Origin of the sequence: Sphingobacterium sp. BIGb0116, from assembly GCF_024808035.1 — a bacterium.
Lineage (GTDB): Bacteria > Bacteroidota > Bacteroidia > Sphingobacteriales > Sphingobacteriaceae > Sphingobacterium > Sphingobacterium paramultivorum.
This window is the reverse complement of record NZ_JANUDT010000008.1, coordinates 164,160-182,738: the sequence shown is the minus strand read 5'-3', so window position 1 is coordinate 182,738 and position 18,579 is coordinate 164,160. Positions and strand designations below refer to the sequence as shown.

10 protein-coding genes are annotated in these 18,579 nt (G+C 38.3%); 8 read left to right on the top strand and 2 right to left on the bottom strand.

All coding sequences use genetic code 11. The features are described from left to right. Nucleotides 1–189: 189 nt before the first annotated feature. Complete coding sequence (rpsO, locus tag M2419_RS18815) at nt 190–468, bottom strand: 30S ribosomal protein S15 (protein ID WP_159730588.1); 279 nt, start codon at nt 466–468, stop codon at nt 190–192. 104 nt (nt 469–572) lie between these two features. Further along, entirely contained in the window at nt 573–1,784 is a 1,212-nt protein-coding gene (locus tag M2419_RS18810; RefSeq protein ID WP_259255516.1) for an acyltransferase family protein, read from the bottom strand. A gap of 863 nt (nt 1,785–2,647) precedes the next feature. Here M2419_RS18810 and M2419_RS18805 point away from each other — a divergent pair. The 8 genes from M2419_RS18805 (at nt 2,648) to M2419_RS18770 (ending at nt 18,509) form a co-directional block, all read left to right on the top strand. Continuing rightward, on the top strand, nt 2,648–5,947 hold the full coding sequence (locus M2419_RS18805; RefSeq protein WP_182330160.1) for a SusC/RagA family TonB-linked outer membrane protein: 3,300 nt from the start codon (nt 2,648–2,650) through the stop codon (nt 5,945–5,947). A 16-nt stretch (nt 5,948–5,963) separates the two neighbouring features. Next, nucleotides 5,964–7,664 carry a SusD/RagB family nutrient-binding outer membrane lipoprotein gene (locus tag M2419_RS18800; RefSeq protein ID WP_182330162.1) on the top strand — a complete coding sequence of 567 codons (1,701 nt, stop codon included), beginning with the start codon at nt 5,964–5,966 and terminating at the stop codon, nt 7,662–7,664. A gap of 75 nt (nt 7,665–7,739) precedes the next feature. Then, nucleotides 7,740–8,330: a redoxin domain-containing protein gene (locus tag M2419_RS18795; RefSeq protein WP_182330164.1), complete on the top strand. Its 591-nt coding sequence runs from the start codon at nt 7,740–7,742 to the stop codon at nt 8,328–8,330. 26 nt (nt 8,331–8,356) lie between these two features. Further along, nucleotides 8,357–9,700 (top strand): cytochrome c, encoded by a 1,344-nt coding sequence (locus M2419_RS18790; RefSeq protein ID WP_182330166.1) that lies wholly within the window; start codon nt 8,357–8,359, stop codon nt 9,698–9,700. Between the two features lie 52 nt (nt 9,701–9,752). Beyond that, a complete protein-coding gene (locus M2419_RS18785) occupies nt 9,753–12,302 on the top strand; it encodes a prolyl oligopeptidase family serine peptidase (protein ID WP_259255515.1) in 2,550 nt (849 codons plus the stop codon). A gap of 411 nt (nt 12,303–12,713) precedes the next feature. After that, entirely contained in the window at nt 12,714–13,838 is a 1,125-nt protein-coding gene (locus M2419_RS18780; protein ID WP_259255514.1) for an ROK family protein, read from the top strand. A 377-nt stretch (nt 13,839–14,215) separates the two neighbouring features. After that, nucleotides 14,216–15,388 (top strand): ROK family protein, encoded by a 1,173-nt coding sequence (locus M2419_RS18775; protein ID WP_153847072.1) that lies wholly within the window; start codon nt 14,216–14,218, stop codon nt 15,386–15,388. 25 nt (nt 15,389–15,413) lie between these two features. Further along, a complete protein-coding gene (locus M2419_RS18770; RefSeq protein ID WP_153847073.1) occupies nt 15,414–18,509 on the top strand; it encodes a SusC/RagA family TonB-linked outer membrane protein in 3,096 nt (1,031 codons plus the stop codon). The last annotated feature ends 70 nt before the right edge of the window (nt 18,510–18,579 follow it).

Sequence of the window (18,579 nt, the reverse complement as noted above, 5' to 3'; positions counted from 1 at the left end):
TGAAGTAAGGGACAACTAGCCCAATCTCGTCCGCTAACCTAAGGAAGTCCTGAACTACGACAAAAGCCATGACGAACAGAAAACGACCATGCTGATGCGAAAAGTCCTATAACAATTCGGGCACGATAAGCACAATAAAAAAAGCCATCCAAAAATTGGATGGCTTTCTTAACACCTTTGTATTAAAGCTTATTTGATAATATCACGTAAACCTAGACCTTTAATGATCGCACGGTAACGGTTGATATCTTTTTTGTAAAGATAAGCTAATAATGAACGACGTTTACCTACTAACATTTGTAGGGCACGTTGTGTACCGAAATCTTTTCTGTTTTTTTTCAAGTGCTCAGTTAAGTGAGCAATTCTCTTAGTGAATAAAGCAACTTGACCTTCAGTAGATCCTGTGTTTGTAGCTGATCCAGCAAATTCTGCGAAGATTCCAGCTTTGTACTCTTTACTTAAATACATTTCCTGAATAATATTAAAGCGTTAAAAATTTTATTAATTGGCTGCAAAGATAGTAAAAATCTTTGAGTGCCAAAATAATTTAACAAGCAAAGATCCAGCTGATGCTACACCTTTACATAAATTTTCTTTTTATCCAACCAATAGCAGATTACCCACATCAACGTCAGGAAACATAAGGAATATACAAAAGAGCCTACTTCCGGTATCCCGGGGGCTTTCGCACAAACGTATTTATAGAACCAGGCAAAAGCGTCGAGGTATTTTTGCGTGCCATCCTCTTTTACACCATCGGGAATACGGAACAATCCCAAAAAGCGTGGCAAAATCCCGCTCAATACAAAGATGAATAACGGATTTTTACCAAAAACATCAAAAAACTGTGTCAATTTATTTTTGACACCCTGTACCTCAATAAACCAGATCATACCACCTAGTGTCATAGTTGCCAAACCTGTTGTATAGAGCACATAGGAACTTGTCCATATTTTTTTGTTGATCGGAAAACCCAAAGCCCATATCCAAGCCAATACGACCAAAATAAATCCGGTCACAAACATCCCCGCCAGCAATTTAAAATGGGGCTCATGCGAGGCCGGCACTTTGGACCAAAGCCAATCCACCTGACCTTGCTTTTTTATAAATACACCAACTAAATAGCCAAAGACGACCTGAACAATTGTCGGTAATGTGCTCATCAGCCCTTCTGGATCAAATGGCACCCCTTCCCCTTTGTAAACATGCGGTAAACCTAGGATTGCTATATCATACTTTGTACCGAACCAGCCTTCTAAGCTATAGGGATCTGCTCCTCCGGCTATTGCACAGATTGCCCAATATAACAACAGTATGATTGCCGAGATCCAAATAATCGTTTTTTCTTTAAAATAATAAGCTAAAATCGAAGCAAAACAGTATGCAACTGCGATGCGTTGGAGTACACCGAAAATCCGAATTCCCCGGCTCGGATCAGTGCCATCAACCCATTGTTTAAAAATAAGCTCCGCACCATCCCATTTCACAAAAGGCCACCAATTGATGAAAAGTCCAATCGCAAAAATCAAGATCGTCCGTTTAATTACTTTTTGCCAAAATACTGTAGGCCCCGCCTCCTGTAAACGAGGTATAACAAAAGACATGGCATTACCCACTGCGAAAAGAAAGAAAGGAAAAACCAGGTCTGTAGGTGAACATCCATGCCATTCTGCATGTTTTAGCGGTGCAAACATATGAGCCCATGTCCCTGGATTATTTACCATAATCATCAGTGCCACAGTAGCCCCACGAAAGACATCCAAGGAGTAATAGCGTTGTTTCATAATCAGATACTATAATTAAGAGGTAAATATAAGGTATTTGACCTTCATTTTTATGCCTAATCCACAATTTAATGGCATAAACAGGAAGGTTAAACGATAAGATTGTTACAATAACAAACGTTTGCATAGATTTAATGGCTAAGAATCAAATACTTTTTAAATATTTTTAAAAAGTATTTGAAACTTAACGGTAAATAACTAATTTTAGCCAACAACTTTTATACTAACCATATTTTGTTGTTTAAACGAAACAGTCAGAAATAACCGTCTGGCCATAAAAAATTATTAACGAAAGTACCTTAGATTAACAGTAAACATCAGGTGTAATCCCATGGATTTGCCCATCATAAAACAACTTTACTAACCTTAAATAATAGAAAATGAATTTATTACGCAAAAAAAACAAGCGAAAAAGCAAGTGAAGCCGCTTAGTACAATTTCCAAGCAAGCACAACGAACTTTATTAATTCAGCGAGAGAGGCAAGCACGCTATTCAATCTCTCAGCTTCCTGAAATGACGTAAATCCTATTTTAAGTTGCCCACAAAGTGCAAAAAAAATTATTTAAACAATCTTAAACTGTAAAGAAAAGCCTTAACAATTATCAAATCAATCTGATAGTCAATATCTTTTCGATGAACACCCGAATGAATTTGGATCAGGCTATAAAGTAAATCATATGCCGTTAGCCTAGGGCTGAATGGAGAAAATAAAAGCCTTAAAATTAGCGGTAAATTATTTTAGTAGCCATCCATATCAACCGTTAGCAGTAACGGTAACGAATGAGAGACCATATAACAAACTTAAACAACGTTAGAAGTTGTAAATAAAAACTAATCATTATTAATACTAAATATTATAAGCATGAGTCTATTTTACAAAAGATCCGCAGGATTGGCGATATGTACTCTTTTTAGTGCATCGGCTCTCTATGCGCAGCAGACTATTACCGGAACGGTAAAGGATGCCAATGGACCAATTTCTGGGGTAACAGTTGCTGTAAAAGGCACTACTAGGGCCACACAAACCACCGTAAATGGATCCTTCAATATCCAAGCGGCACAGGGCGAAACGATTCGTATAACACGAGTTGGTTACACTCCACAAGAAATCTTAGTCGGTACCAATACAAAAATTAGTATCACATTATCACAAAATGCATCCGCTTTAGATGAAGTTGTTGTAACTGGCTTAGGTGAATCCAGAGAGCGTCGACAACTGGGATACGCAATGACACAAATCAGTGGAGAAGACATTGCAAAAACAAATGCTATTAACCCAATTGCAGCTTTGCAAGGAATGGTCCCCGGCATGCAAGTTAACGTTGGTACCGGTGGCCCTCAATCGACTCCGCGTTTTCTTATTCGGGGGGCAAGCTCGCTCGATCCTTTCGGCAATACCCCTTTAATTGTCGTAGACGGTATCATTATGGATGATGACGTCGTCATACCAAATCGCGGTGGAGAACAAGATTTCGGTAACATTCTTAAAAATTTCAACTTAGATGATATCGAATCTATCTCTGTTTTAAATGGAGGGTCCGTTACCGCTCTTTATGGCAGTAGAGCAAGTAATGGGGTAATTTTAATTACGACCAAAAAAGGTTATTCTCAACGTGGACTGGGAGTTTCTTTTACCCACACACAAGGAATCGACGATCCTTATGCAACAGTAGACTTTCAAGATAAATACGGCACCGGAATATTACCGAACTACGTTTATCCCAAAGGTAATGATGGCTTAGAACAGATTCCCGCCACTTATTTTGGCTATAGTTTTGGACCAGCCTTTGACGGACGCACGCTGAAAGATCCTGCCGGGCACGAAATAAAATTTCAGCCAAACAACAGCATCCTTGATCTCTACCAGACAGGCCAATACAGAAACTCTAATTTAGCGCTTTCTGGAGGAAACGAACAAACGACATTTCGTATCTCCTATTCAAATTCGTATGCAAAAGGAGTAGTTCCACAAAATAAATTTGATAGAAATAGTATTGCATTAAGAGCTACTCATCGCATTAGAAAAGCTGTCGTAATAGATGCGGGGGCAACATATGTTGGGAGCAACAGTTTCAACCCAAATCGTTCTTCTGGAGGAAACAATTTAATGTATGGTCTCACATGGGGAATGCCTAGAGAGTATGACCTAATGTATTGGAAAGATCAATATCTAAACCCTATCAATGGCGGTGTTAGTGATCAAGATCCGACTTCATCACAAGGCGTATTTTTCACGTTGTACGAACAAAAACAACTTCAAAAAGAAGAAAACTTCCGTGGTAATATCAATGCAAAGATTAACTTCACGGATTGGCTACAAATGGAAAATATCTTCAGCGTAAATCTATTCAATGCCAATAACGAACAGAGAAACAGGGGACAAGAATCTAATTTTAACGGAGGTAGCTACCGCACAAATCAGTATCGAGTAATCCAAACAAGATATCATAGTAATATTAACTATAGAAAAACTTTCAATGACTTTGAAGTCACTGCATTAGGAGGAGCTGAAGTAAATCGCTCCGAACGTAAGGGGTTAGAAGCGTGGACCAATGGCATGCGTATCCCAGACATATTCCGTCTTTCCAATTCAACAAACGCTATAGGCTATTCTGAAAGCAAACCTTATATTAGTCAAAGTTTTTCCTTGTTATTTCAAGGTGCAGTCACCTATAAAAAATGGCTTACATTAAATCTCTACGGACGTAATGACTGGGATTCATCTCTTCTATACCCTGACCAGACTGGTACATACTCCTATTTTTACCCAGGAATGGATCTAGCGTGGACATTCCATGACGCTTTGAAATTACCTTCCACTATATTCAGCTTCTCCAAATTAAGATTTTCTTACAATATCGTAGGAAAGGGAACTGATGCATACAGAGCGATGACTGGATATTATCTTCCTACTAGTAATTATATTAGTGCAGAAAACGGCGAAATAACGCGTTATTATTTCGACTCAAATAATTTAGGAAACAGGCATCTTGTCCCAGAAAAAAGCTCTACCTGGGAAACAGGTACTGATTTAAGATTTTTAAATAATCGTTTGGGAATTGATTTTACATATTACCAAAAAAACACTAAAAATCAGATTATCAACCTACCAGTTTCACAAGAATCAGGCGTAAGCAATGCGCTTATCAACAGTGGTCATATCCGAAACCAAGGAATCGAAGCTAAGATATATGGTACTCCCATTAAAAAAGAAAATTTTTCTTGGGACGTAGCTTTTAATTATACGCGTAATAGAAGCAAAATTATTGCATTGGCACCAGGTGTAACAGTCTCATCACTAGAAGGCGATGACGGTATTAGGGCTATCGCTGAAGTAGGAGGAGAATACGGCGTTATGGTTGCCTCTTATGGTCTAGCTCGTTTCCAGGCAAGAGATGGTTCAGGAAATCCAATAGATCATCCGAGCAATGGTAAATACGTTATGTCACCTACAACAACGGGAGCATCGTACGTACGTTCGCAAAACTATGCGCAAGGATTAGAGAAAGAAGTTAAAATTGGGTCCACACAACCCAAATTCCTCGGAAGCATTATTAACACCGTGAACTACAAAGCCCTATCATTAAGTGTAATGCTCGATTCTAAATTTGGCGGATATGTATATTCTCCAACATACAATTATGGCTCTCAAACTGGACAAATAGCGAGTACATTATACGGTCGAAAAGGAGAAGCTGGAGGGATACAATTTAAGGATGCAAATGGAAATGAGGCTTGGGGACTTATTCCCGATGGCGTTTTTGCCCAAGGAACAATGTTAGGCGGTAAAGATGTTGGAGGTATGAGCTATCAGGAAGCAGTAGATCAGGGATTAAAAAATCCTATGCTCACCTATGCATACTACAATAACACATTCGGTTGGGGTGCTGGTATCCGCGAAAAATCTGCGTTCGAATCCTCATGGGTAATGGTAAGAGACGTCTCTGTAAGCTACGACTTGCCTCGTACAACAGCATCAAGATTCAAACTTAACAATTTGCGCATGACACTATCTGGCAGGAATTTAGGATATCTTTACAATAGTTTACCAGACAATATCAATCCAGAAGATTATCGTAGTACTGGATCTGCATCTGCATTTTTAGGTGGAGGAACGCCACTAATAAGAAGCTTCTCTGTCACGTTAAACACCAATTTTTAAGTTAAAAAGTTTGATCATGAAAATATTATCAAGACACTTAAATAGAATTACTATTCTATCTATATTTATCGCTACACTAAGTGCGTGTAGCAAAAAAGATTTCGCAGAATATAACACGGATCCTGATGCGGTTATTAATATCTCTTTACCACCACTATTCGCGCAAGCAATCACTTCAGCCCACAACAATGATTTCGAAGCGTTTTATGATAATTACAATTTCATTTCAAGATGGTCTCGTGCTTTTCTGTCACGAACAGGAAATGGTATAACGGTTTCAGAAAATGCGGCCAATACAAATAATCGCTATGGAAGATTTTATATTGGTGTTGGGAATGTCCTTGTTGATATCCAAAAAACTGTCGATAAAATGAGTGAAGACGAAAAGGCCAGATATGTCTATATGCGCACCATTCCAACAATACTAAAAGTATATAACGCCTGGTATGTTTCTGACGTTAACGGCAGTTTAGCTTATACCGAGGCATTTGGGGCGAGATACGGCGGTACCTTAACCCCTAAATACGAAACACAAAGCGAATTATATGCGACCTTTGATCAAGAATTAAAGGCAGCAGTAGAAGTTCTAAAAAAAGAACAACCCGTTGAACAATTTAGCTATGGTAACAGTGATCTTTATTTCAAAGGTGATGTGTCTCGATGGATTAAGGCAGCTAATTCGCTTCGTTTAAAAATTGCATTACGCTTGTCAAAACGCGACCCGCAACGCATGGCAACGATTGTTAAAGAAGTACTTGCCAATAGTAGTAATGTAATTAACAGTGCAGATGAAGAATGGGTATTTTATCCAGGAGCTCAGTTTACTGGCGGTGGCAATTGGAACATTACAGGCAACGGAAGGGCTTTTGTAGGAGACCACGATGTGATTGATTATATGTGGAATAATCAAGATCCGCGCTTACGTTTCTTCTTTGTGAAAAATATGTGGAGCGAAGATAATTTCGCTTTAGCTAAAGCACAAGGCAAAATACCGTCCTCATCCATTTTTGATACAAGGCGTTATTATGGTCAGTACTCTAGCCCTTCGTCTCCAAACGATCCAAAAAAATCAAGATTCTTTACGCCAATTCAGATAGCAAATGGCCAAAGTACGATTACATTAGATACAGTTTCCAGAATACAAGATAGATTATTCCAACCCGAAAATAACGGTGGCACGGGATTAGGTACAATGCCATTGATAACTTATGCTGATGTATGCTTTATGCGTGCTGAACTAGCCCAACGTGGAACAACTAGCGAAAGTGCTGAAGAATGGTACTATAAAGGTGTTGAAGCCTCTTTAAAGTTTTATGATAAAGCAGCAAAAAAAGCGCTTATCTATGACTACTCTCCTTTGACAGATACTGAAATAGCAACGTTTAAACAACAGCCGGACATTAAATTCAAAGCAAGCAAAGGATTAGAACAAATTGTATTGCAAGCTTATTTAAATTTCTTCAAAAATTATAATGAAGCGTGGGCAATAGTAAAAAGAACAAATATGCCAAATAATAACACGGCAATTGCTTTTGAACCTTGGTTCGTTGAAGGTCAAGCAATAAAAATGCCACGGAGATTCGTAATAAACTATCCATTAGCAGGCGATTACAATTATCAAAATCGTTTCGATGCAATCGAAGAAATGAGAAAAGATCCTGATTTCGGAGAGCCAACAAGCATATTGGGACGTGTATGGTGGGACAAAAGTGAATAATACAACACAATGCAACTTACCTGACCCTTTATTGGATCAGGTAAGTTCTTTTACTTTAATAAACTGGAAAATGTTATGCCCATAATAAATATCCAAAGATTACTTGGAAAAGGACTCATGATGAGCCTTCTATTGATGTTATTCTTTCCTTCGAAAGCATTCTTACAAACCATAAATAAAGAAATATTTAGGTTGACAGACATCAATAAAAATTCAGACACTTCATTTGTGCCTTCTGAATTGGCTACAGTCTATATCTTTTTATCGCCCGAATGCCCATTGTGTCAAAACTATACAAAAGACATAAATGCCTTGGCAAAGCAGTATGGTGATAAAATATCATTTATTGGTATTTTTCCTGGAGAATTATACGAGTCCTCCGAAATTCAGGCTTTTGCAACGAAATACAAACTTAACATACCATTATTCCGAGACAGCAATTTAAATCTAACCAATTTTCTTCATGTTAAAATCACTCCCACAGTTACGTTCGTCGAAAAAGGAAAAGTAATTTATTTTGGAGCTATTGATAATTGGGCAATTGATTTGGGCAAAAAAAGAACAGTGACAACAGCACACTATTTAGCAGATGCTTTACGACAACACCTGTCAAAACAAGCGATTACTATAAAAAAGACAGAACCTATCGGGTGTATCATTAACTGATATTGACTCGCTCATTTAATATTGCCATGAACAAAACAGCTATTTATAAAGTTATATCAAGTGTATTAAAAACAATATTTATAGTAGTGGGCTTTATAGATACAAATTCTTATGCTCAATCCTATTATCAAGATGTCGAACCTATTATTTTATCAAAATGTGCACCCTGTCATCGACCCGGTGAAGCAGCTCCTTTTCCACTTTTGACCTACAACGACATTTCTAAACGAAGTAATTTCATAAAAAAAGTAATCACTTCAGGATACATGCCTCCTTGGACTGCAGATAATAATTATGTCCATTTTTCTAACGATAGGTCACTGACTAAAAAAGAAATCGAAACAGTCGTCAACTGGATCGATAACGGAGTAAAAAAAGGCAAAAAATCAACTACTGAAATAAGTGAACTGTATAGTATCACTGGATATGGACGAACTCCAGATTTGACACTGACAGCTTTAGATACATTTACCGTCAAAGGAAATAACAAAGAACGTTTCGTAGAATTCAAGATACCTTTTGAATTGGATCAAGAACAAGCTATAGAAGGAGTAGAATTCTTTAGCAACAATAAACGCTTAATCCACCATGCTAACTATTCAGTACAGGTTATTTCAGATCCAGCAATAGATATTCATCAACAACCAAAATTTGCCAATCATACCGACGGCAATACTATTTATACAGATCCATACAGAATTTTCAAGCGTGATATGGCATACTATGGAGGATGGATCCCAGGCTCGTCACCTGAATCTTATCCCGAAGGAATAGGATGGACAATGCCTAAACGTGGTATAATATTGCTATCTATCCATTTTTCTCCTACACCTATTGATGAGCAGTCCGTTAATGGTATACATTTATTTTTTACCAAAAAACCGATAAAAAGAAAAGTTACTGTTGTAAGCTTCGGCTCTGGCGGTTTAGGAGAAAAGGATATTAGACCTTCCTTTTTTATGATCCCAGCTAATCAAGTAAAGGATTATACATTGAAATTTACAAATCCCACCGAAGATCTTTCTTTACTTTATATATGGCCACACATGCATTATATCGGGAAATCGTTCAAGGCATACTACACCAATAATCTGGGAGATACTATTCCACTCGTAAATATTCCAAAATGGGATTATAGATGGCAAGAGATGTATCGCTATAAAAAATTTATGAAGATACCCCGCGGCTCTACTATACATATGGAATGTACGTATGATAATACCGAAAAAAACCCATTCAATCCGTTCAATCCACCACAAAATATATATTCTTACTCCAATATGCAATCCGACCAAGAGATGATGACAATGCTACTTATTTATGTACCATACAAGGAAGATGACGAAAAGCTCAGCACTTCGCCTGACTAACAATATTTGTTATTAAACTCGATAATAATTAACAACTTTTAGAAGAATCAAAATGATGACACAAAAAATCTTCTCCTGCGCAGTTAGTAAATTAATTATAATACCTTTCGCTTTTTTACATTTTGGCTTACTTGCCCAAAACAAATATCGTTTTGAAAAAGGACTATACTTACAAATTACGCATTCCTATGGCAGAGAAGCAGTCTATTCAGACGAGTTTCTTTGGAACTATTACAATGGAACCTTTATTGAGCCAAAAGAAGGGAAAAGCATAAATGGAAAGCAGGTTGATCAAGCAAAGTGGACTTTTATCCAGACTGACACCTCTGGTTTTTTTAGACCGTCGCCCGGTATGGGGGGAAACCTACGAAATCCCAATAACCCTGCAGGCCCGGGAAGAATCGAAAAGATAGCTAATTCTACCAGTACACAACAAAACGCTAACCCACGACGTGGATTAGGTCCTACCTATTTGTATCTGACTTATAACGCAAAGAAAGCGCAAGCTGCTATTCTTAATATCAAAGGCAACAGTGCTGTTTTGATCAACGGCGAACTCCATTCCGGTGACCCCTATCGCATGGGCTGGTTAAACATTCCTGTACAACTAAATAAAGGATTGAATGAATTTTATGTACGTGGTATATTGGTACAGGCTGAGCTATCTTTTCCTACTCAGCCAGCGATATTGGACATTAACGACGCTACACTTCCTGATATCGTTTTGGGTAAAAATAACAGTAAATTACTGGCGGGTGTTGTTGTGATCAATAATACATCCAAGAACATGTATGACCTTAATATAGAGAATACTATTGAAGGATCCACAAGTACAACACATGTTCCAGTTATCCCGGCATATAGTACGAGAAAAATTAGCGTGCAGATAGATGCGTCAAAAATTGTAGCCATCGGTTCGCCCACAGTAAAGCTCGGTTTGTTCAAAAAAGGAAAACTGATCGATCAGAAAAATATCAACCTGCGTAGCGTATCTGCAAGCACTCCCTACCGCCATACTTTTACCAGTGAAATCGACGGTAGTCTACAGTATTTTGCGGTGAATCCCGCGACCGGCGGTGAAAAATCAGGCGATGCTTTATTCTTCTCCGTACACGGTGCGGGCGTGGAAGCATTAGGGCAGGCCCAGGCCTATCACGCAAAAGACTGGGGAACATTAGTAGCTCCAACAAACCGTAGGCCTCGTGGATTCAACTGGGAGGATTGGGGACGCTTAGATGCATTAGAAGTACTTGCTTTAGCAAAACAGACATTAAAACCAGACACACAGCGTGTATATTTAACCGGACATTCTATGGGCGGGCATGGAACTTGGTTCTTAGGCGCTACTTATCCAGATAAATGGGCTGCAATTGCTCCTTGCGCCGGCTACCCGACACTTAAAGGCTACGGCTCGGCAGACGGATTAATTCCCGAAAAAGGCCGCAATGAAATGGAAAATATTTTACTCCGTTCGAGTAACCAAAGTGACGTCATCGCCTACACATCAAACTACAAGCCACTGGGAATTTACGTCTTGCACGGCGATGCCGATCGCACCGTACCGATAAGCTATGCACGTCAAATGCGCAACATTCTTGGTGAATTCCATCCTGATTTCAGTTATTACGAATATCCCGGTGGATCGCACTGGTATAGTAATGAAAGTGTAGATTGGAAACCCATGTTTGATTATTTCAAATGGCATAAACGTAAAGTCGATAAGGACGTCAATAAGATTGATTTTAAAACAGCAAATCCAGGCATATCGGCTTCTTACTATTGGGCCACCATTTATCAACAGGAAGAAGCACTATCCTATTCACACATCCAGCTCACTCGTGACCTAGAAAACAATACGATCCAAGGCCGAACAGACAATTTAAAAACCCTGGCCTTAAATCTGGACGCCTTTCCTGAAGGTCAACATATTAATATCATGTTGGATTCGCTATCACAGATCAGCTACCAAAGATCAGCAAAAGATGCGATGATCTATTTAAGGAAGGCGAAACAGGGATGGCAGATCATCGAAAAGCCTTCGCCTGCCGAAAAGGGACCACACCGAAACGGAATGTTCAAAGAGGCCTTCAACCACAACATGGTATACGTTTATGGTACGAAAGGTACACCCGAGGAAAATAAATGGGCAATTGAAAAAGCGAAATACGATGCTGAGTCATGGTATTACCGCGGTAATGGCTCATTTGACATCATCGCCGACACTGAATTTGACACCACAGCATATGCCAATAGAAATATTATTCTTATCGGCAACAGCCAGACCAACTGCGCTTGGAACGTACTCTTGACAGACTGTCCTATTTCCGTAACATCTTCAGCAATAAAATTGGGAGTGCATAAATATGAAGGTAATGATCTAGGTGGTTACTTTATCTGGAAAAAGCAGGGAAGTAATATCCATACGATCGGCATTATTACCGGCACTGGAATCAAAGGTATGAAAGCCGCTACTGCAAACCAATACTTTGCTGGTGCAAGTGGTTTCCCGGATTATATGTTTTTCAAGTTGGATATGTTGAAATATGGTCCAAGTTCACTTATTGATGCGGGCTTTTATACAAATGATTGGCTTGTCGAATAAGCAACGCGCTAAAATGAAGGAACTGTCGAATTGCAGTGGAAAAAAACATGTTTTTTTCCACTGCAATTCATACTCACTAAGAAATCTCTCCGATCAAGCGACGTCATAGGAATGATCAAGAATAACCATATTTGGAAAATAGCTTTTTTATTAAAAAAAGATTCTGACAAGCGTACATTTAAAATTCCAACAGATATATAGATTATAACTTCAACCTTGCGATCAGCAACTTTATTACAACAATGCAACCTAGTGTTTTGAACAATCACAACTTTTTAAATACTTTTAAAAAGTATTTTGAACTTACGATAAAAACACTTTATCTTTATTATAGAATTATAACCATTATTTCACAAGCCAATTACACTAATGATGAAAGCTGACATATTACGATTATTATATTATAATGAAATGCAATCCATTGCGGAAATCTCAAAATATCTTTCTAAAAGTACACCAATTGTCACAAAAACGATTAATGAGCTTGTTAAATCAGGTATACTCCTCGACACTGGACTTGGAGAATCTACAGGTGGAAGACGTGCATCCCAATATGGATTAAACAAACAGCTGCCGCATCTAATAGCAAGTATCGCTATTGATCAATACTACAGTTCTTTCACAATATCCGATTTAGCCCATAATATCATTGCTCAACAAAAAGATGTTGGCATAGATCTTAAAGATCAAAACGCTGGAGAAATGATATTACAGCATTTAGAACGTATTATAGCAACAAGTGAAATAGATAAAAAACATATAATTGGAGTCGGCATCAGTATGCCAGGTTTTGTTAATCCCGAAGAGAAGATTAACGATTCTTATCCTAAAAATTCATCTCTTCATCATCTCTATAAGCAAATCGAAGATAAGTTAAACCTCAATACAGTTATCGATAACGATTCGCGATGTATTGCTTGGGCAGAGAAAGAATTTGGACACGGAGTTGACATTGCGCACACACTTGTCATCAATCTAAATTGGGGAGTCGGCTTGGGAATCATCATTAATGGAGAAATATTCAAAGGTGCTACCGGATTTGCGGGAGAATTCAGTCACATCCCTTTGTCTGACAAAAACACCTTGTGCTCTTGTGGTAAACGAGGTTGCCTAGAAGTTGAAGCATCTCTTAATGCAGCTATACAAAACACAGAATCTGATATCGAAAATGGCGAATATTCTATCTACTCCACCTTCGTAAAAGCAAGCAGCAATAAATCCGATGCATTAATCGAAGCTGCCAAACTCGGAGACCAGATTGCAATTAATAACCTCGGAAAAATAGGTTACATGTTAGGCAAAGGGATTTCAACATTGCTACATATCCTCAATCCAAACAAAATAATTATCAGTGGACGCGGTGCTGAAGTGGGAAATATTATAGCACCACAAATACAAGTTGCCATTAATGAATTCAGTATACCGAAAATAGCGAAGATGACAACCATTGAAATATCTTCACTTCATAAAAATGCACAACTGATGGGGACTGCAGCACTTGTTGCAGACCATCTAATAGAAAACATCATAAACTAAGCAGATTTAGGTAGCAATACCGCCGCAAATTTAGATCAAAAAATCATACGAATACGCAACTAAGCTAATGAAATTATAGTTACCCTCAATTACAACCGAGAAAATACACTCTTAGCGTCAAAAGGAGAAATCAACAGTACCGAATGGCAAAAAAAGCAAAGTGTGGTGAAATATTAATTAAGTCCTAAAGTTTCTTAATACACGAGCGCTCCAATACTGGAGCGCTCTTTTTTATGATCATACCAATCTATTTAAAAGACGCTCATCAAAAAATAAAACTTTTTAAAATTTTTAAAAAGTTATTTTATCTTAACATAAAAATAACATATCTTTAGCACACGCTAAAAGGGATACACTAACGAAACACTTATTATTACATGGAATTAAAGGAGAAAATCCTTACCTATCTATATTATTTAAAGGAACAGTCTATTGCAGGGCTTTCAAAAAGCCTTTCAAAAAGCACACCGATTGTTACAAAAGCAATTAATGAATTGCTCGAACAAAGAATCATTGTCGACAAAGGACTAGCTGCATCTACCGGAGGCCGAAGAGCAGCGTTGTATTCTTTAAATGAAAACCTCGACAATTTAATCGTTAGTATATCAATTGACCAATTTTACACTTCTATACATCTCAGTAATTTACATCAAGAAATTTTAGGAGAGGAAGTTGACATCAAATTAGATCTCACAGATCCAACTGCCGGTGTTGCTATCCTTACGCACCTTAGAATCTTCATCGAAAACAACCATATCGACACTAAAAAAGTAATTGGTGTCGGAATAAGTATGCCAGGATTTGTCAACTCAACCACAGGCCTTAACAACTCATACACAGAGGATAACCCACTGTACAATCTCAAAAAAATCGTTGAGACAGAATTTAATATACCGACCGTCATTGACAATGACTCTCGCTGTGTTGCGTGGGCTGAAAAAGAATTTGGCAGCGGAATCAACAGTACACATTCTCTGGTTATTAATCTGAATTGGGGAGTAGGGTTGGGAATTATCATCAATGGTGAAATATTCACGGGAGCAACAGGATTTGCGGGCGAATTTAGCCATATCCCATTATCCAACACAAATAGCTTGTGTTCATGTGGCAAAAGGGGCTGTCTTGAGGTCGAAGCCTCTTTAAAATCGGCTATTGATCAAACCGAAATATCAATCCAACAAGGTGAATATTCAATATATAGTACATTGATAAAAACGATGAGCAACAAGAGCAATGCACTGATTGAAGCTGCCAAAATTGGCGATCAGTTGGTCATTTATCAAATCGGAAAAATTGGTTTTATGATTGGGAAAGGAATATCTACGCTGCTCCATATTCTCAATCCAAACAAGATTATCATTAGCGGTAGGGGGGCTGAAATTGGAAATATACTGGCTCCTCAAATTCAAAATGCAATGAATGAATTTAGTATCCCCCGGATTGCTAGGATGACCGAAATAGAAATCTCGAATTTACATAAAACGGCGCAACAAAAAGGGACAACAGCTTTAGTTGTCGAACATTATATCAATCACATTTTAACGAATTAAAAAAGCTTACTTAATTACCTAAAAAATGAGTCTATTTTACAAAAAGACAACGGGGTTGGCGCTATGCACGTTATTCAGCGCATCAGCCCTATATGCACAACAATCGATTACTGGCAAAGTGTCCGACGACAAAGGACCTATTTCAGGAGCCACTGTAACTGTTAAAGGAACTACAAAAGCTACCCAGACTAATGCAAGCGGATCATTTCATATTGATGCAGCTCCAGGCGAAACTATTCGCGTAACCATCGTAGGCTATAAATCACAAGAAATTCTTGTTGGCTCGACTAAAACGATTAACATCACACTAACAGCAGATGCATCGGCGCTGGAAGAAGTCGTTGTGACAGCAATGGGTATAAAAAGAGAGAAGAAAACACTGGGTTATTCTTTTCAAGAAGTTAAATCTGAACAGCTTACCGATGCAAAAGAAACAAACGTTGCCAATGCTTTAGTCGGTAAAGTTTCTGGTCTTCAGGTTATCAAAGGATCAGCAGGGCCTGCCTCTTCGACAAAAATCACACTCCGTGGAAACAATTCCTTAACTGGTGACAACCAGCCGTTAATCATTGTTGATGGCGTACCAATGAATAATTTCCTTGGTGGTATGAAAGGAAATGGTGATAAAAATAACGACATGTGGAACCCAGCAACAGATATGGGAGGTGGTCTAGGTGATATCAACCCTGACGACATAGAAAGTATGTCTGTGCTGAAAGGAGGCGCAGCTTCGGCCTTATACGGTTCAAGAGCTGGAAATGGCGCTATTGTCATTACCACAAAATCAGGTAAAGCTCAAAAAGGAGCTGGTATTACGTATTCCTCTACATTAGGTATTGAAACCATCTTCATGACACCTAAACTCCAGAATAGTTTTGGTCAAGGTAAAGATGGGGTCTACAATCCAATAAGCACGACGAGTTGGGGTGATAAAGCGACGAAGGTTTACGACAACATCGGCGCTTATTTTAACACAGGGGTCAACCATACGCAAAACCTTGCTTTCCAACAACAACTTGGCGAAACAAATATTTACTCCTCCGCGACTTATTTAAATGACCAAAGTAAGATCCCGGGTTCTTCATTAGAAAGGATCAATTTGATGACGAAGGTCACTTCATCATTTGGCCCAGACAAACGTTGGACAACCGATGTCAAAGTGCAGTATATGAACATGAATGCCAAAAATAGACCAATTTCAGGGCAAAACAATTCGAATGTATACAGCACTTTATTTACCATGCCTCGCTCCATGAACATTTTGGATTTCAAAAATCCATTGAATTCTGTTGGTGATATGGCTTGGTACGGAACGAGTGAAAACAAAACAATGAACCCTTACTGGCTTGAAAAATACCGCTTAAACAATGATATCCGTGACCGTTTTATTATGAACGGCAATATCAAATATAAGTTCAATGACTGGTTAAATGCTGAAGCTAGGTTCGGTCGAGATCAGTATACAACCAACTACGAAAACAAAACTTATGGTGGAAGTCCATTAATTACAGGCGGAAGCTATGGTGTCGGTAAAAATACATTCTTTGAAAATAATTTTACGTTGGCAGTAAACGCCCGCAAAGATAATTTGGTTGGAAAATGGGGTGGATCTGCCTCTTTATTTGGACAGATCATGAAGACGAGATCTACAGGAATCGACGCTAGTACAGGAGAATTACAAGTACCAAATCTATTCTACATCAATAATAGTAAGTCTTTCCCTACCATCGAACAGAGCTTACTACAGAAACAGATAAACTCACTTTATGCAACAGCGGAGATCAACTACGACAACTACTTGTTCTTTAATGTGACCGGAAGAAACGATTGGTCGTCTGCCTTGGGATTAGATAACAGATCATTCTTCTACCCTTCCATCAGCGGATCATGGGTTATCTCAGATATGGTTAGTAAAAATGGTGGTTCATTGCCAAGCTGGTTAACATTCGCTAAATTAAGAGGATCTTATGCCGAAGTTGGTAATGACCTTCCCTCTTTTCAATTGTACAATGTGTTTAATATCGGGAAAGATCCAAATGGAAACACAACCGCAGGAATGGGCAACACGAAGTTTAGTCCGGATATTCTTAGTGAACTCATTAAAACGATCGAGTTTGGTTTTGACACAAGATTATTCAACGGCAGACTCGGTTTGGATTTCGCATGGTATAAAACCAACGCAACTAATCAGTTAATTGATCTTCCAATGAATCCGTTTAGCGGTTATGAGTACGAAAAAATTAATGCGGGTAATATCCAAAACTCGGGTTTCGAGATCGTATTAGACGGAAGAATCTTAACCAACAAGGAAGGTTTAATCTGGAATTCTAGCTTGAACTTTTCAAGAAATAGAAATAAAATTATCAGTTTGGCTGATGGTGTAGATATGTATCCGTTAGGTTCATATGACAATGTATCGATTAGAGCATTAGAAGGTGGATTGTATGGTGATATCTATGGAACCAAATATTTACGTGTTGAAGATTCTAACAGTGAATTCAATGGTCAATTAATCCTAAATGGCAGTGGATTGCCTCAAGCAGCGAGCGGACTACATAAACTTGGAAACCAAGCGCCTAAAGCATTAGTAGGCTGGAGCAATAATTTTGCATACAAAAACTTTGGCTTAAGCTTTCAGGTAGATGGAAGATTTGGCGGCGAATTCTTCTCCGGAACGAATCTTAATTTACAGGCAAATGGTAATGCTGCTGTTACGGCTCCAAATGGAGAACGTAATCCATTTGTGGTTGATGGAGTAATTACATCCAACGGATCTTATACAAAAAATACTGTCCAAACAACACAACAGTTATACTGGACTCAAGTAACATCTACCTCAGGAAACTACGGTATTACAGAACAGAACGTATATGATGCTACCAATATCCGTTTAAGAAATGTGACATTAAGTTACAATTTTCCAAAGAGTATTCTTGGCAACAGTATCGTACAGCGTGCTAAAGTTAGTTTGACCGCAAATAATGTCTGGATGATTAAGAGTTATGCAAACGGTATAGATCCAGAATCTGTATTTGCGATCAACTCGAATGCAACTGGTTTTGAAAACTTTTCAACACCAACATCCAGATCATTCTTCCTTAATGTCACGTTAGGATTCTAATCAAATAAAAACGATAAATAATGAAGCCATCACGACAAATTCCGTTTCACATAGAAATAAACAAATTTGA

Excerpts from the sequence above, each read along its gene's own strand:
- rpsO (WP_159730588.1), bottom strand. The coding sequence starts at position 468 with ATGTATTTAAGTAAAGAGTACAAAGCTGGAATCTTCGCAGAATTTGCT.
- M2419_RS18810 (WP_259255516.1), bottom strand. The coding sequence starts at position 1,784 with ATGAAACAACGCTATTACTCCTTGGATGTCTTTCGTGGGGCTACTGTG.
- M2419_RS18805 (WP_182330160.1), top strand. The coding sequence starts at position 2,648 with ATGAGTCTATTTTACAAAAGATCCGCAGGATTGGCGATATGTACTCTT.
- M2419_RS18800 (WP_182330162.1), top strand. The coding sequence starts at position 5,964 with ATGAAAATATTATCAAGACACTTAAATAGAATTACTATTCTATCTATA.
- M2419_RS18795 (WP_182330164.1), top strand. The coding sequence starts at position 7,740 with ATGCCCATAATAAATATCCAAAGATTACTTGGAAAAGGACTCATGATG.
- M2419_RS18790 (WP_182330166.1), top strand. The coding sequence starts at position 8,357 with ATGAACAAAACAGCTATTTATAAAGTTATATCAAGTGTATTAAAAACA.
- M2419_RS18785 (WP_259255515.1), top strand. The coding sequence starts at position 9,753 with ATGATGACACAAAAAATCTTCTCCTGCGCAGTTAGTAAATTAATTATA.
- M2419_RS18780 (WP_259255514.1), top strand. The coding sequence starts at position 12,714 with ATGCAATCCATTGCGGAAATCTCAAAATATCTTTCTAAAAGTACACCA.
- M2419_RS18775 (WP_153847072.1), top strand. The coding sequence starts at position 14,216 with ATGGAATTAAAGGAGAAAATCCTTACCTATCTATATTATTTAAAGGAA.
- M2419_RS18770 (WP_153847073.1), top strand. The coding sequence starts at position 15,414 with ATGAGTCTATTTTACAAAAAGACAACGGGGTTGGCGCTATGCACGTTA.